We start from the raw sequence: 15,309 nt of genomic DNA, 5'->3' as shown, positions 1-15,309 counted from the left end.
CCTGCCTACCGAAAAGATCACCACCCGGTTGGTGATAAACCCCTACCCCGCCTTGCGCGCAGTTGCGGGTGTAGCTACGGTAAAGCCCGCTTATCAGCCGAAAGCGTGATTCCAGTCCGTCCACGGTGTCCCCACGAAGGCGTGGTCGTTGTCGAATCAACCAGTGATTCCGCGACGGAACCGAGCACATTCCGGCAGCGCGAGGCAGGTCATTCCCTGGCGTATGGTGAGCAACTTCTCGGACGTCCGACTATCAATGTGTGGGTGAATGCATATGTCGTTGGCTGAGCGCCGGTCCCCCGAGCCGACGGACGGCCCCGTGCCACCCCAGCGCCCGCTCACCACTTTTCTGTTCGACCGGGCGGACTCGGCGGAACCGGCATTCACGTTCCTCGACTACGCGACGGACCGTGACGGCACCGAGCACACGATCACCTGGGCCGAGCTCGCCACCAAGGTGCGCGCCACCGCCGCCGAGCTGAGCCGGATCACCACCCACGGGCAGCGCGTCGCGATCCTCGCGCCGCAGGACCTGACCTACGTCGTCGCCTTCCTCGGCGCCCTGCACGCCGGGACCATCGCGGTCCCGCTGTTCGCGCCCGAGGTCAGCCAGCACGGCGGACGCCTGGTCAACGCCCTGGAAGACTGCGCGCCGGAGGTCTGGCTGACCTCGGCGGGCGCGCTGGACACCGTACGCGAGCTGGCCGAGAACAACCCGCTCCCGATGCCCAAGCAGATCCTCGCGGTGGACGAGATCGACGACGCGACCGGCGCGGGGTACCAGGCGCCCCGGCCCGGCCTCGACGAGCCCGCCTACCTGCAGTACACCTCCGGGTCCACCCGCACCCCCGCGGGCGCGGTGATCACGCACCGCGCGGTGGTCACGAACACCTGGCAGGCGTGCGCCGCATTCGGCGTGAACGACACCTGGACCTGCACCGGGTGGATTCCGTTCTTCCACGATATGGGACTCATTCAATTGCTGGCCCTGCCGGTGTATTCCGGTGCGCGATCGGTGTTCGCGACCCCATTCAGCTTCATCATGCGCCCGCTGCGGTGGCTGAAGCAGCTGGGCGGTTTTCCGAATACGTTCGCCGCGGCGCCGAATTTCGCTTTCGAATACGCCCTGCACAAGGTGAAGGAAGCGGATCGGGCGGAACTGGACCTGTCCGGGGTCAAGGCGGTCGTCAACGGCAGCGAGCCGGTCCGCGCCACCACGATCGCGGCCTTCCAGGAGGCGTTCGGCCCGCACGGCTTCCCGGCCGCGGCGCACCGGCCCTCCTACGGCCTCGCCGAGGCGACCGTGTTCGTGACGAACACCAGCGAGGAAGGCCCGACGATCACCAGCTTCGACCGCGCCGCCCTGGCGGCCGACCGCGGTGTGGTGACCGAACCCGGTGCGGAGGGATCGCTGGAGCTGGTCGCCGCCGGGACCCCGCAGGCCCAGCTCGTGCGGATCGTGCACCCGGCCGAGCGGACCGTGCGCGCCGACGGCGAGGTCGGCGAGATCTGGGTGCACGGGCCGAATGTGGCGGACGGCTACTGGCAGCAACCCGAACGCAGCGACGAGACCTTCGGCGGGCGCATCGTGGACCCGCCCGAGGGCACCCCGGCGCAGACCTGGCTGCGCACCGGCGATCTCGGCCTGATCCACGACGGCCTGCTCTACATCACCGGCCGGATCAAGGATCTGATCATCATCGACGGGAAGAACCACTACCCGCAGGACCTCGAGGTCACCGTGCAGAACGCGCATCCGGCGATCCGCAAGGACCACGTCGCCGCGTTCGCCGTGGAGACCCCGGACGGGGGCGAGGGCGCGGCCGTGGTCGCCGAGTTCAGCCGGAAGGCCGGCGCGGAGGAACTCGACGAAGCCGAGATCGCCAAGGCCGTGAAGCGTGCGGTCGCCGCGGCGCACGACGTCAAACTGCGCGGGTTCAAGCTGGTTCCACCAGGCAGCGTGCTGCGCACGTCCAGCGGCAAGATCGCGCGGGCGGCGACCAAGGAACGCCATTGGCTGGGCAAGGAAGCATGATCAACGCCGAGGATCTCCGCCGCTGGCTGATCGAGCGGGTCGCCGAGGCCGCCTTCGTCGACGAGGACGAGGTCGACACCGGGAAACCACTGGACGAATACGGACTGTCCTCCCGGGACGCGGTGGAGCTCTCCGGTGCGCTGGAGGAGCTGCTCGACCGCACCCTGCCGACCACGCTGCTGTGGGAACACCCCACGATCGACCGGCTGGCCGCGGCGCTGACCGGCGAACCGGAAGCCGCGGCTCCCGAATCCGCCGCGCCCGAGGCCGCCGAACCCGGCGATCCGGCGGACGATCCGATCGCCGTGGTCGGCCTCGGCTGCCGCCTGCCCGGCGGGGTGACCGGGCCGGACGAGTTCTGGCGCATGCTCACCGAGGGCCGGGACGCCATCACCGAGGTGCCCGGCGAACGCTGGGCGGACTACTCGGGCTACCCCGAGAACACCACCCGCTGGGGCGGGTTCCTGGACGACGTGGCCGGTTTCGACGCGGAGTTCTTCGGCATCGCGCCCCGGGAAGCCGCGCGGATGGACCCGCAGCAGCGGATGGTCCTGGAGGTCGCCTGGGAAGCGCTCGAGCACGCCGGGATCGCGCCGGAAGCCTTGCGCGGCACCAACACCGGCGTGTTCGTCGGGATCAGCGGCACCGAGTACGGCGCGCTCTCGCTCGCCAATCTGTCCGATGTAGACGCCTGGGTGGGCACCGGGGCCGCGCTGTCCATCGCCGCGAACCGGCTCTCCTACGCGCTCGACCTGCGCGGCCCGAGCCTGGCCACGGACACGGCCTGCTCCTCCTCGCTGACCGCGATCCACCTCGCCGCGCAGAGCCTGCGCTCCGGCGAGAGCGAGGTCGCGCTCGTCGGCGGCGCGAACCTGCTGCTCGGCCCCGGGGTCACCGCGAACTTCGACGAGATGGGCATCACCGCGCCGGACGGGAAGTGCAAGCCGTTCTCCGCCGACGCCAACGGCATGTCCCGCGCCGAGGGCGTCGGGATGGTCGTGCTCAAGCGGCTTTCCGACGCCCGCGCGGACGGCGACCGGGTGCTCGCGCTGATCCGCGGCTCGGCGACCAACTCCGACGGCCGCTCGAACGGGCTCACCGCGCCCAATCCCGAGGCGCAGCAAGCCTTGCTGCGCACCGCGTACCAGAGCGCCGGGGTCGATCCCGCCGAGGTGGACTACGTCGAGGCGCACGGCACCGGCACGCTGCTCGGGGACCCGATCGAGGCGCGCGCGCTCGGCGCCGTGCTGGGCGCGGGCCGGCCGGAAGACCACCCGCTGCTGCTGGGCTCGGTCAAGAGCAACGTCGGCCACCTGGAGGCCGCGGCCGGGATCGTCGGCCTGATCAAGACCGTGCTCGCGCTGCACCACGGCGTCATCCCGGCGAGCCTGAACTACGCCGGGCCGAATCCGCACATCGCCTTCGACGAGCTGCGGCTGTCGGTCGCGGACACCGCACGCCCGTGGCCGCGCGCCGGAGCGCCCGCGCTGGCCGGGGTGTCCGGGTTCGGCTTCGGCGGCACGAACACCCATGTGGTGCTGCAGCAGGCCACCGGGACACCCGCCGAGGCGGCGCCCCGCGCGGGCAGGAGCCGGTTCCTGCTCGGCGCGTCCACCCCGGACCGGCTGGCCGAATCCGCCGGTGCGCTCGCCGGCTGGCTCACCGGCGACGGCGCCGAGGTGCCGCTCGCCGACATCGACCGCACCCTCGCGAGAAGACTCGGCGGACGGCACCGCGCCGCGGTGGTCGCGGGCGACCGGGACGAACTGGTGAGCGCGCTCCGCACGCTCGCCCTGGGCGAGGAGTCCCCGGCGGTGGTCACCGGCGGTCCGGGACGGCCCGGTCCGGGGCCGGTGTTCGTGTTCTCCGGCCACGGTTCCCAGTGGGCCGGGATGGGCCGGAAGTTGCTGGCCGAGGAGCCGGTGTTCGCCGCGGCGATCGATCGCCTCGATCCGCTGATCCGGGCCGAGGCCGGGTTCTCGCTGCGCGCGGACCTGCTGGCCGGGGTCGAGGCCACCACCATGGACCACGTCCAGCCGCTGGTGTTCGGGCTGCAGGTCGCGCTGGCCGAGCTGCTGCGCTCCTACGGTGTGCGCCCGGGCGCGGTGATCGGGCATTCGTTCGGCGAGGTCACCGCCGCGGTGGTGGCCGGTGCGCTGGCCGAGGCGGACGGCGCGAAGATCGTGGCGCTGCGGTCGCGGCTGCTGGCTTCGCTGGCTGGGGACGGCGCGATGGCGCTGCTCGAGGTCGGCGCCGAGGAGGCGGCCGAACTCGTGGCTGGCCTGCCGGACGTGGATGTCGCGGTGCTGACCGCGCCCCGCCAGACGGTGATCGCGGGCAGCGCGGAGCCGGTGCGCCGGATCGTGGCGGCCGTGGAAGCGCGCGGCCTGCTCGCGAAACTGGTCAAACTCGACGTGGCCGCGCACTCCCCGATCGTCGACCGCGTCACCGGCACGCTTCGCGACGGGCTGGCCGGACTGTCCACAACGGACACCGAGATCCGCTTCTACAGCACCGCGCTCGCCGATCCGCGCGAAACCCCGGCCTTCGGCCCCGGCTACTGGGCGAGGAACCTGCGCCAGCCGGTGCGGTTCGCGGGCGCGGTCGACGCCGCGCTGGCCGACGGCTACCGGACGTTCGTCGAGGTCTCCCCGCACCCCGTGCTCCGGCACGCGCTCGCGGACAACCTCGCCGCGCACGGCGCCACCGACGCGCTCGTGGTGTCCACGCTCCGCCACTGCGACGACGAGGCCGCCCACTGGCACGGCCAGCTCGGCGCCCTGGAACTGGCCGGGGTCGCCGCCGCGCCGCGCGACGGCGAGCTGACCGGCGTCCCGTCCGCGCCCTGGCGGCACGAACGGCACTGGCTGCCCCGCGCCGCCGCACCGGCCGTGCCGGTGGCGTCCGGCGAGCATCCGCTGCTCGGCACGCACGTGGAACTGCCCGACGACACCAAGCACCTGTGGCGGGCCGATCTCGGGTCCGCGGTGCGGCCGTGGCTGGCCGAACACCGGATGGACGGCCGCCCGGTGCTGCCCAGCGCCGCCTTCCTGGAGATGGCTTCCGCGGCCGCGCGCACGGTGTTCGACCTGCCCGCCGAGCAGATCGTGCTGCACGACGTGACGCTGTACCAGCCGCTGCGGCTGGCCGAGCACACCGCGGTGACCACGACCTGCGCGCCGGGTGAGACCGGCGGCCGGGTCACCGTGCACACCAAGGCGAGCGACGGCACCTGGCAGTTGCACGCGACCGCCGAGGTCTCGGTCGCCGAGCGGACCGACGCGGGCTTCTGCCTGTCCGAAGTGGACGATTCGGAATTCGCGGCGGTGCCCACGGCCGAGGTGTACCAGCGGCTCGCCGCGCTCGGGCTGAGCTACGGCCCGGCGTTCACCGGGATGAGCGAGGCGCGGGCGAGCACCCGCGCCGGGGACGGGCGGCTGCGCGCGGTCGCCCGGGTGGCGCTGCCCGAGGCCGCCGGGCGCGCGGACCAGTTGCGGCTGCACCCCGCGCTGGTCGAATCCTGCCTGCAGGTGTTCGCCGCCGCCCTGTTCGACCCGGACGCCGACTCCGGCACCGCGCACATGCCGGTGGAGTACGGGGCCGTGCGGGTCTACGGCGATCCGGCGCAGGGCGAACTGGTGTACGTCTCGGTGACCGAGCCGAACGAACGCGGCGCCGGGCTGCAGGGCGAACTGCACCTGGTGGACGGCGACGGCCGGATCCTGCTGGAGATCACCGACGTCTTCGTCCGGGAGCTCGCGCACGACGAGATCGCCGCGCCGCTGACCGAGAAGCTGCTGACCACGTCCTGGCGCCCGGCCGGGATCCCGGCGCACGGGCGGCCGGACGGCCCGGTGCTGGTGCTGGACCGCGGCGAGACCGCGGTCGGCGCGGAACTGACCGAACTGGGCGTCGACACCCGCCGGGCCGACTACCGCGACCCGGACGCCGTGGCGGCCGCGCTGGCCGAACCGGCCGGATCCGTGGTGTTCCTGCTCCCCGGGCAGGGCGCGGACGTCGCAGCGCTCGCCGAGGCCGAACGCGCGATGCTCGCCGTCTGCGCGGTCGTCCGGCGCACGGTCGAGGCCGATTCGTCCCGGCCCGCCCGGCTCTGGCTGGTCACCACCGGCTCGGCCGCCGTCACCCCGGCGGATTCGCTGGACGCACCCGCGTTCGCCGCGCTGCGCGGCCTGGTCCGGGTGCTGGCCTGCGAACACCCCGAACTGCGGGCGAGCCTGGTCGACCTGGACCCCGCGGCGCCTGCTCTCGAGTCCGCGGCCTGCTTGGCGCGGGAACTGGCTTCCGGCGCCGACGACGAGGTCGCCTGGCGCGCGGGCGAACGGCACGCCCTGCGCCTGGACTGGGTCGACGAACCCGGCGACGGCGCCGCGCCGGTCGCCTACCCGGACGGCGGTTACCTGGTCACCGGCGGGCTCGGCGGGCTGGGCCTGTTCATCGCCCGCTGGCTGGCCGGGAACGGTGCGGGCAAGATCGTCCTCAATGGACGGTCGGCGCCGAAACCGGAAGCCCGGCGGGTGATCGACGAACTCACCGCGTCCGGCACCGAGGTCGAGGTCGTGCTCGGCGACATCGCCGAGCCGGGCGTCGCCGAATCCCTGGTGCGCGCCGCGGACACCGGATTCACGCTGCGCGGGGTCCTGCACGCCGCCGCCGTGCTCGACGACCGCACCACCACCCGGCTGGACGCCGACACACTGCACCGCTCCTGGCTGCCGAAGGCGTACGGCGCCTGGCGGCTGCACGAGGCCACCCGCGACCGCGAACTCGACTGGTGGATCGGGTTCTCCTCGGCCGCCGCGCTGCACGGCTCCCCCGGCCAGCCCGCGTACGCGGCGGGCAACGCGTACCTGGACGCGCTGATCGCCGCGCGCCGGGCGCAGGGCCTGCCGGGCACCTCGATCGCCTGGGGCACCTGGGCCGAGATCGGCGCCGCGGCGAACCTGGACATCCCGTGGATGCACGCGATCCGGCCCGGTGAAGGGCTGGCCGTCCTCGCCGAGGCGATCGGCGCGGACCGCGCGATCACCGGTGCGCTGCGGTTGAACACGCCCCGCCTCGCGTCCGCCTTCCCGCACCTGCTGAAGATCCCGTTCTTCGAGGCGCTCTTCGGCGACTACGCGCAGGCGGCCCAGGATCGCGACGACTGGGACGGCGTGGCCGGGCTGCGCAAGCTCGACCCCGCGGTGGCCCGGAATTCGGCGTCCGCGCAGCTGCGGTCCCGGGTCGCGTCGGTGCTCGGCTTCGCGGCGGACCGGCTCGACACCGTGTCGCCGCTGTCCGCGCTGGGCGTGGATTCCCTGCTGGCCGTGCGAATCCGCAACGCGGTGCAGCACGACTTCGAGCTGTCCCTGCCGGTTTCGCTGCTGCTGCGCGGCGCGAGCGTCGAGGAGGCCGAGCAGTGGCTGTTCGGCGAGCTCGGCATCGCCTCCGAGACGCCCGGTGCCCGTCCGCGTCCGGTCCAGCCGCCGAAGATCGGGCCGCGCGACGCCGCCGAACGGCTGGTGGCCAGCGCCTGGCGGGACGTGCTGGGCATCGAGGTCGGCGTGACGCAGGACTTCTACGGGGTCGGCGGCAACCGCCAGCGGGCCGAAGAGATCACCGCGCTGCTGGCCGAGCGCAGCGGCCGCGAGCTGACCATCTCCGAACTGTTCGAGCATCCGACCGTCGAACGGATGGCGGCGCACCTGCGCGAGGAGGAGCGGGGCGGTTCGCCGCTGCGGACCCTGAACGGGCGGGGTTCGAAGCGCCCGCTGTTCTTCTTCCACCCCGGTGGCGGGGACACGGCCGTGTACCGGCAACTCGTGCAACTGCTGGATCCGGACGTGCCGGTGTACGGATTCGACCGCCTGGAAGGGATTTCCTCGGTCGAGGACCGGGTGCGGCACTACCTGCCCGAACTGCGCCGGATCCAGCCGCGCGGGCCGTACCGGCTGGCCGGCTGGTCGTTCGGCGGGTTCCTGGCCTACGAGATGGCGCAGCAGTTGCAGCGCGCCGGCGAGCAGGTGGAGATCGTCGCGCTGATCGACTCGATCATCCCGCTGCCCAACACCACCGGGCTCACCGACGTGCAGCTGACCGAGAAGCGGTTCGAACGGTTCGGCGAGTTCCTGGAGAGCAGTTACGGCCGCAAGATCGAGCTGCCGTACGAACGGCTCGCCCGGCTCGACGACGAGGAGCAGGTGCAGCTGCTGATCGACACCATGCTGGCCGAAGGGCTGGTCAGCAGCACGGTCAGCGAGGCCATCCTGAACCACCAGCGTACGTCCTTTTTGGACACCCGATCGCTGGAACGCTACGCGCCCGGCCGGTTCGACGGGCGGGTGGTCTACTTCAGCGCCGCCGAGCTGGTGCCCGGCGGGCTGCGCGACCACCGGTTCGACCGCACCGATCCGGCACGCGGCTGGGACGCGGTGTGCACCGACCTCGAGGTGATCACGATTCCCGGTCACCACCTGTCGCTGCTCGATCCGCCCAATGTGGACCAGATCGGCAAGCACCTGGACAACATCCTGGCCACCACCCGGTACCCGGTCGGGTCGCCTTGGTGACCGAGCTGACCGTCCTCGCGGAGGAGGTGACCGGGGACCGGGTGCGCGAACTGCGCCTGCACTCCCCCGCGCTCGGCCGGGACGTCTCGGTGAACCTGCTGACCCCGCCCGGCTGGCGCCCGGACCGGGAGTACCCGGTGCTGTACCTGTTGCACGGTTCGTCGGACGACCACCGGTGCTGGCTGACCCACACCGACCTCGCCGCGCTCTCGTCCGCGTCGCAGACCCTGATCGTCATGCCCGACGGCGGCCGGATGGGCTTCTACACCGACTGGCGGGTGCCCGATCGGCAGGGCACGGTGCCCGGCTGGGAGACGTTCCACCTCACCGAACTCCTGCCGCTGCTGGAAAACCGCTACGGCGCTTCGGACCGGCGCATGGTCGCGGGCATCTCGATGGGCGGCTACGGGGCGCTGCGGTACGGCATGCGCCACCCCGGGATGTTCCGGGCGGTCGCGTCGCTGAGCGGGCTCATGCACCTGACCCGGCGCGGGATGGGCGGGCTGCTCGGGTTGCTGTCGGTCCGCGAGGGTATGCGCCCGGGCCGGGTCTGGGGTCCGCGCCGGTACGGCCTGGACACCTGGGCGGCGAACGACCCCTTCCGGTTCCCCGAGGCGTTCGCGGGCACCCCGGTCTACCTGGCGGCGGGCGACGGCACGCGGGTGCCGGGCGAGGAGTTCGTCGCCGGGATGGGCCTGGTCGAACGGTACGCCCGCGCGATGTCCGCCGACCTGGCCGAACGCCTGACCGCGCACGGCGTCGACGTGACCACGAACTTCTCACCCGGCATCCACTTCTGGACCACCTGGCGCCGCAAACTAGCCGAACTCTGGCCCTACACCCAGCGGATCCTTTCGGGATAGCGCTCAGCCGACCGTCCCGGCGACGAAGTCGGCCGCCTCGCCCGCGTTGCGGCGGTAGCTCAGATGCGCCGGGACGCTGCTGCCGCCGGGCTCGCAGATGTTGTCGCCCTGCGCGCAGAACTCCTTGGTGCGGCCCTGGTAGGTGCCGGTGATGTGCTTGCCGAGCTTGCCGATCGGGGGGCCGAACACCAGCAGGGCGGCGACCCTGGGCGCTAGCTCCGCGGGGATGGTGGCGACGATCGGGCCGCCGACGACCGCGCCCTCGCTGCTGATGCCGATCGAGTTGCCGACCACGTTGGCGCCCTGCGAGTAGCCGACCAGGACGAACCGCTGGTTCGCACACGCGGCGGCCTGCTGCTGGACGTGCTCGACCAGGTCCTCGTTCCCCTGGGTGACCGAGCCGGGCGTGATGCTGGCGGGGTAGTCGACCGCGTAGCTGCTCAGGGTTTTCGTCGTGATCTTGCCCTGAATCGCGGAGTACAACGGGTCGCCGACGATGACGCCGAGGTTGCCGGGTTCCCCGGTGCCCCTGGCGACGATGACGTCGAGGTCCGAGCAGCCCGCGGCGCTGGCGGCGGGAACCGCCGTGGCCACCGCGGCTCCGGTGAGCGTCAGGGTGGCGACGAGCAGCCTGGCGGCCGTACGGGTGAAGCGCATCGAGGATCACCTTTCCTGCGGGTTCGCGGCGTTGCGAACGGAATGCAGTGTCCGCCGGTTGAGCACCGACCACATCGGTGGATTTGCGTATTCCTGGCGGCGGCGTGCGCGCCTCGGCGGGAGCCGAGTACTGGGGGTCGTGAGTGCGGGTGCTGTGTCAGCGGACCGAGCGGATGGGCCGGACCAGGAGCGCCCCGACCAGTGCGATCGCCCCCGCGACCAGGTACAGCACCGAGTAGCTGTGCAGGGTCGCGATGATCGCGCCCGCGATGGCGGGGGCGAGGGCCTGCGACGCGGTGTTGGCCAGGTTGAGCACGCCCAGGTCCTTGCCGTGGTCGCTCGCCCGCGGGAGGACCTGGGTGATCAGCGCGGCGTCGATCGCCGCGTACACCCCGTACCCGAGGCCGAGCACGCCCGCCGCGACGATGGCCGCGGGCCAGGTCGGCCACAGCGCGAGGATGAGCATGGCCACCGCGATCACGCACGAGGACGCGATGACGTAGACCTTGCGGCGGCCGCTGCGATCGGACAGGCGCCCGGCGACCACGCTGGTGCCGAGGATGCCGACCGTGTACACCACGATCAGGACGAAGACCCCGCTGCCCGGATCGGGCAGTTTCACCTCGTCGCGGAGGAAGTACAGCAGGTACAGCGTGGCGATGGAGTTGGCGAGCTGGATGGCCAGCCGGGACACCGCGGCCCACGCGAAGTCGGGATGGCGGCGCGGGCTGATCCAGAACCCGGCGAGGAACCGGCTCAGGCGGAACGGCGGCCGTTCCGCGCGGGGCAGCCGGGTGTCCTTTGTGGTCAGCGCGAACGGCAGGACGCAGACCAGCAGCAGCCCGGCGAGCAGGTAGTAGCCGCCGGTGCGGTCGGTGACCAGCTGGGTCACCAGCAGCGTGCCGAGCACCAGCGCCACCGGGAGCGGCAGGCCGACGAACGCGGAGACGAAACCCCGCTGGCGCACCGGAACCTGGTCGGGCACCGTGGCGCTCACGCCCGAGTACAGCGCGTTCTGCGCCCCCTGCGCGACCGCCCAGCACACCACCACGCCGAACACCGTCGCCTGCGCGGCGAGCGCCGCCATCGCGGCCGCGCAGACCAGCGCCCCGCCGAGGATCCACGGGCGCCGCCGCCCGAACCGCGAGGTCGTCCGGTCGGAGAAGGCGCCGCAGATCGGGGCGGCCACAATGGACACCACGGCCGCGACGGCGGTCACGATCGCGAGGTCGCGTTCCTTGTCGGCCGGGTCGAGCTGCTCGATGTGCAGCGGCAGCAACGCGAGAACCGGGGTGACGACGACCAGCCAGAACCCGAGCACCGAGGCCGACAGGCGCACGGTCCAGCCCAGACGGACGGGAGTGTCCGGTTCGCTGAGCACCCCCGACGTCATGGCGCTGAAGCGTACCCGGAAAGCACGCCCTTTCCTATGTTCCGGTGCACGGCTTCCGGGCGCCTCCGTGCCCGCGCCGCTCCGGGGGCACCGGCGGCAGGGCGGACCGATCGATGACCACCGGGGACGTCCGGGCTTCCATCCCGTCCAGGTCTTCGAGGCGGAGCACCATGCTGCCGTGGCGTCCCATGACGGGAACCACCTTGCACCCCTCCAGGCTCAACAGGTCCGCGAGGGTTTCCCGCCGTTCGGCCGGGCTGGTCGTCGGGTTGAAGATGCGCTCTCGCGCCGGTTCGAAAAACACCTCAAGACAAATACCGTCCCGCGAGTGCCCGAGCCAGCCGAAGATCTGGATCTTCCCTATTAGGAACCCGCGGGGGTCGCGGTGATGGCGATGGTGTGTTCTTCGAGGCTGCCGAAGTAGAGCTTCCCGGCGCGTTCCCGGACACCGGTCAGCATGCGGAACCCGTCGATCTCGCCGTTCAGGTCGTGCACGATCGCACCCTCGGCATCGACCCCGAGGACGCCGACCCGCGGAGCCGGTGCGGGGCGCAGGAAATCCGGCAGCCGGGGCACCAGCGCGCGCAGCGGCGCCGGGAGCTTGCGCGCGAAGTCCAGCGCGGGCACCCGGGGACTGGCTTGGGTGACCCAGATCAGGCCGTCGCTCCCGGTGGAGATGTTGTCCGGGAAGCCGGACAGATCGCGCACCAGATCCTCGGCCCGCCCGGCCCGGTCACCGGTCAGCCACACGCGGCGCACCCCGAACGCACCGGTCTCGGCGACCGCGACGAACGACTCGTCCGGCGCCAGCGCGACCCCGTTCGCGAACTGCAACCCGGCGGCGACCAGATCGATCTCCCCGTCCGGCGAACGGCGCAGCAACCGCCCGCCGCCGTTCCGCTCGATCAGATCGTTCATCCAGTGCGTGATCGGGAACCGGTCCGAGGAATCGGTGAAGTAGATGGTGCCGTCCGCGGCGACCGCCGCGTTGTTGCAGAACACCATCCGCCGCCCGAGTGCCTCGGTGGCCAGCGTGGTGACCTTCCCGTCGGCGATCCGGACGGCGAGCAGTCCCCGGTACGCGTCGCAGACCAGCAGTTCGTCGTCGCCGAGCAGTTCGATGCCCAGCGGCCGCCCGCCGGTCGCGGTGATCGGCTCGATCCGGCCGCCGTCCGGGCTGATCCGGATGATCCGGCCGTCCACGAGTCCCGTGTAGATCCGGCCCTCGGCGTCCACGACCACGTCCTCGGGCCCCTCGCCGTTGACCGGAATGACCTCGACCGCGCCGAACCGCATCGAATCTCCTAACGGTAGGTGAGCAGCCGCGCCGCGTCGCCTTCGAAATGCGGATGCTCGTTGAAGGACAGCAATGTCACGCCCCCGCGGCCGGACACCAGTTTGGTGATCCCGGCGTTCACCGTGACCCGGTTCAGCTTCAGCAGGCCCGCCGCCGGATCCCCGATGAGCGCGCCGCACAGGGTCGCGATCACCCCGCCCGAGGTGAACGCCACGCCGTGCTCGCCCTTGCCCAGCGACGCCACCAGATCGGCGAGCGCGCCGCGCACCCGGTCGGCGAACGCGGGCCAGGTCTCCGCGCACGGCCCGCCCTCCCCGGCCCGGATCCAGTTGCCCAGCGCGGTGTCCAGGAGCGTCTGGTAGGCGCGGGGATCCGCGCTGTCCTGGACCGCTCCCCCGGCGTGGTGCCGCGCGATGTCGACGTGGTCGTACTCGTTCCAGCGCGGATCTTCCTTGGCCACAAGGCAACCGCTGACAACAGCGAGCGCGGTCTCCGCGGTCTTGCGCTGCCGCGCCAGCGATCCCGAGCGGGCTTCGGTGAAGGCGACCTCACGGCGAGCCAGTTCGGCACCGGCCAGCGCCGACTGCTCGACACCCCGGTCGGAGAGCCGGTCGTAGTCCGCCGCGCCGAACGAGGCCTGCCCGTGCCGGATCAGATAGATCGCGCCCATCAGGCGTGCCCCTTCTCGATCACCTGCTTGCACCGCCAGTCCAGGTAACCGACGAACTGCCAGAAATCCTTGAACGCCGGGTTGCTCGTGCCGCCGGTGGTGTACCGGTAGTAGATCTGCTGCAGCACCGCGGCGAGCCGGAACAGGCCGTACACCTCGTAGAAGGTCCAGTTCTCCACGGCGATCCCGCTGCGCCGCGCGTAGTACTCGACGACCTCCGCGCGGGTCAGCATCCCGGGCAGGTGCGTCGGTTGGCGGCGACTGGCCTGGAACACGTCGTCGTCATCGGCCTGCACCCAGTAGGACAGCGTGCTGCCCAGTTCCATCAGCGGATCGCCGAGGGTGGCCATCTCCCAGTCGAGGATGCCGACGACGTCCAGCCGGTCGTCGAGCACCACGTTGTCGAACCGGAAGTCGTTGTGGATCAAGCAGATCCGCACCTCGCCCGGTTGGTTCGCGGCCAGCCAGTCCATCACCTCGGTGAATTCCGGAACGTTGTCCGTGCGCGCCTTCCGGTAGCGCTCCGACCAGCCGCGCACCTGCCGTTCGACGTACCCCGCGCCCTTGCCGAGATCCCGCAGCCCGACCGCGTCCACGTCGACCTGGTGCAGTTCGACCAGCCGGTCGATGAGGCCGGTGGACAGCGCCCGCGCGGCCGGGGCGTCCAGGGGCAGCCCCGGCGGGAGATCGCCGCGCAGGATGAGCCCGTCGAGCCGGTCCATCACGTAGAACTCTTCGCCGATCAGTTCGCGGTCCGCACAGAACGCGCGAACCGTGGGCACGTAAGGGAAAACCGGTTTGAGCGCGGCCTGCACCCGGTACTCGCGCCGCATGTCGTGCGCCGAGGCCGCCTTGTGCCCGGACGGCGGGCGGCGCAGGATCAGCTCGCGATCCGGATAGCGCAGCAGGAAGGTCAGGTTGGAGGCGCCGCCCGGGAACTGGCGTACTCGCGGTGGCGTGACCAGACCATCTATCTCACCTGAGAGCCACTCGTGGACGGCGGCCACGTCGAAGCCATCCTCGGCGCGGACCTCGATCGTCTCGTCGCTCATTGCAGCTTCCGCAGCAGGCCGAGCGGCAGGATGCGCATGACCGGGCTCAGCGGCGCCCACGGGAAGGTCGGCACGTACGCCTTCACCTTCTCCTTCTCGATCGCCTCCACGATCGCCCGGCCGCCCTTCTCCGCGCTCGCCATCAGCGGGTTGTTCGGCATGTCGGCGGTCATCTCCGAGCGGATGAACCCGGGCAGCAGCGCGGTGACCTTGATCGGGGTCCGGATGACGTCCGCGGCGATGCCCTCGGCGAGCGCGGCCGCCCCGGCCTTGGAGGCGGCGTAGGCGGTGCTGTTGCCGGGCATCCCGCGCAGCGCGGCGAACGAGGCGACCACCACCAGGTGGCCGGCGTTCTGCTCGCGGAAGATCTCCAGTGCGGCTTCGGCCTGGGCCAGCGCGGCGACCAGGTTGGTCTCCACGGTCTGCTTGTTCGCGTCGAACCGGCCGGAACCGATCGGCTGGCCCTTGCCGATACCGGCGTTGACGATGACCCGGTCGAGCGAGCCCAGTTCGCCCCGGACCTCCTTGAACACGGCGAAGACCTGGTCGTGGTCGTTCACGTCGAGGGCCCGGGTGAGCACGGTGCTTCCGGGGTGCGCCGCCCGGAGTTCGTCGGCGAGCGCGTCGAGCCGGTCGGTCCGGCGGGCGCACAGGGCGAGGTTGCGGCCCTTGGCGGCGAACCGTCTGGCCATGCCCTCACCGAGGCCGGAGCTGGCACCGGTGATCAGGATGTTCTTCCGCAACGTCATGCCCGGTAGCCTACCGGTTGGTAA

The 15,309-nt window shown here is 71.8% G+C and carries 10 protein-coding genes; 3 read left to right on the top strand and 7 right to left on the bottom strand.

All coding sequences use genetic code 11. The features are described 5' to 3' along the window. Positions 1 to 274: 274 nt before the first annotated feature. The 3 genes from FXO23_RS27820 to FXO23_RS27810 are packed head-to-tail and all read left to right on the top strand — an operon-like array spanning position 275 to position 9,467. Positions 275 to 2,035 carry a fatty acyl-AMP ligase gene (locus FXO23_RS27820; protein ID WP_158888408.1) on the top strand — a complete coding sequence of 587 codons (1,761 nt, stop codon included), beginning with the start codon at positions 275 to 277 and terminating at the stop codon, positions 2,033 to 2,035. Further along, positions 2,032 to 8,604: a type I polyketide synthase gene (locus FXO23_RS27815; protein WP_246257916.1), complete on the top strand. Its 6,573-nt coding sequence runs from the start codon at positions 2,032 to 2,034 to the stop codon at positions 8,602 to 8,604. Before FXO23_RS27820 ends, FXO23_RS27815 begins: the two co-directional genes overlap by 4 nt. Then, on the top strand, positions 8,601 to 9,467 hold the full coding sequence (locus tag FXO23_RS27810) for an alpha/beta hydrolase (RefSeq protein WP_158888407.1): 867 nt from the start codon (positions 8,601 to 8,603) through the stop codon (positions 9,465 to 9,467). The genes FXO23_RS27815 and FXO23_RS27810 overlap by 4 nt, the downstream gene beginning before the upstream one ends. Before the next feature lie 3 nt (positions 9,468 to 9,470). On the opposite strand, the gene FXO23_RS27805 is transcribed toward FXO23_RS27810, so the two are convergent. From FXO23_RS27805 to FXO23_RS27775, 7 genes are all read right to left on the bottom strand, one after another. Beyond that, positions 9,471 to 10,124: a cutinase family protein gene (locus FXO23_RS27805; RefSeq protein ID WP_158888406.1), complete on the bottom strand. Its 654-nt coding sequence runs from the start codon at positions 10,122 to 10,124 to the stop codon at positions 9,471 to 9,473. Positions 10,125 to 10,281: 157 nt separating this feature from the next. Further along, positions 10,282 to 11,517 carry an MFS transporter gene (locus tag FXO23_RS27800; protein ID WP_179956890.1) on the bottom strand — a complete coding sequence of 412 codons (1,236 nt, stop codon included), beginning with the start codon at positions 11,515 to 11,517 and terminating at the stop codon, positions 10,282 to 10,284. A gap of 34 nt (positions 11,518 to 11,551) precedes the next feature. Then, positions 11,552 to 11,821, bottom strand: coding sequence for a hypothetical protein (locus FXO23_RS27795; RefSeq protein ID WP_158888405.1), 270 nt, complete (start codon positions 11,819 to 11,821; stop codon positions 11,552 to 11,554). 59 nt (positions 11,822 to 11,880) lie between these two features. Continuing rightward, on the bottom strand, positions 11,881 to 12,813 hold the full coding sequence (locus tag FXO23_RS27790; protein ID WP_158888404.1) for an SMP-30/gluconolactonase/LRE family protein: 933 nt from the start codon (positions 12,811 to 12,813) through the stop codon (positions 11,881 to 11,883). A gap of 8 nt (positions 12,814 to 12,821) precedes the next feature. Next, positions 12,822 to 13,484, bottom strand: coding sequence for a histidine phosphatase family protein (locus tag FXO23_RS27785; protein ID WP_158888403.1), 663 nt, complete (start codon positions 13,482 to 13,484; stop codon positions 12,822 to 12,824). Then, positions 13,484 to 14,536 carry a phosphotransferase family protein gene (locus FXO23_RS27780; RefSeq protein WP_158888402.1) on the bottom strand — a complete coding sequence of 351 codons (1,053 nt, stop codon included), beginning with the start codon at positions 14,534 to 14,536 and terminating at the stop codon, positions 13,484 to 13,486. The genes FXO23_RS27785 and FXO23_RS27780 overlap by 1 nt, the downstream gene beginning before the upstream one ends. Then, entirely contained in the window at positions 14,533 to 15,285 is a 753-nt protein-coding gene (locus tag FXO23_RS27775) for an SDR family oxidoreductase (RefSeq protein WP_158888401.1), read from the bottom strand. The genes FXO23_RS27780 and FXO23_RS27775 overlap by 4 nt, the downstream gene beginning before the upstream one ends. Between the last annotated feature and the right edge of the window lie 24 nt (positions 15,286 to 15,309).

This window comes from Amycolatopsis anabasis (assembly GCF_009765355.1).
GTDB classification, from domain to species: Bacteria; Actinomycetota; Actinomycetes; order Mycobacteriales; family Pseudonocardiaceae; genus Amycolatopsis; species Amycolatopsis anabasis.
This window is presented reverse-complemented; position numbering and strand designations above follow the sequence as displayed.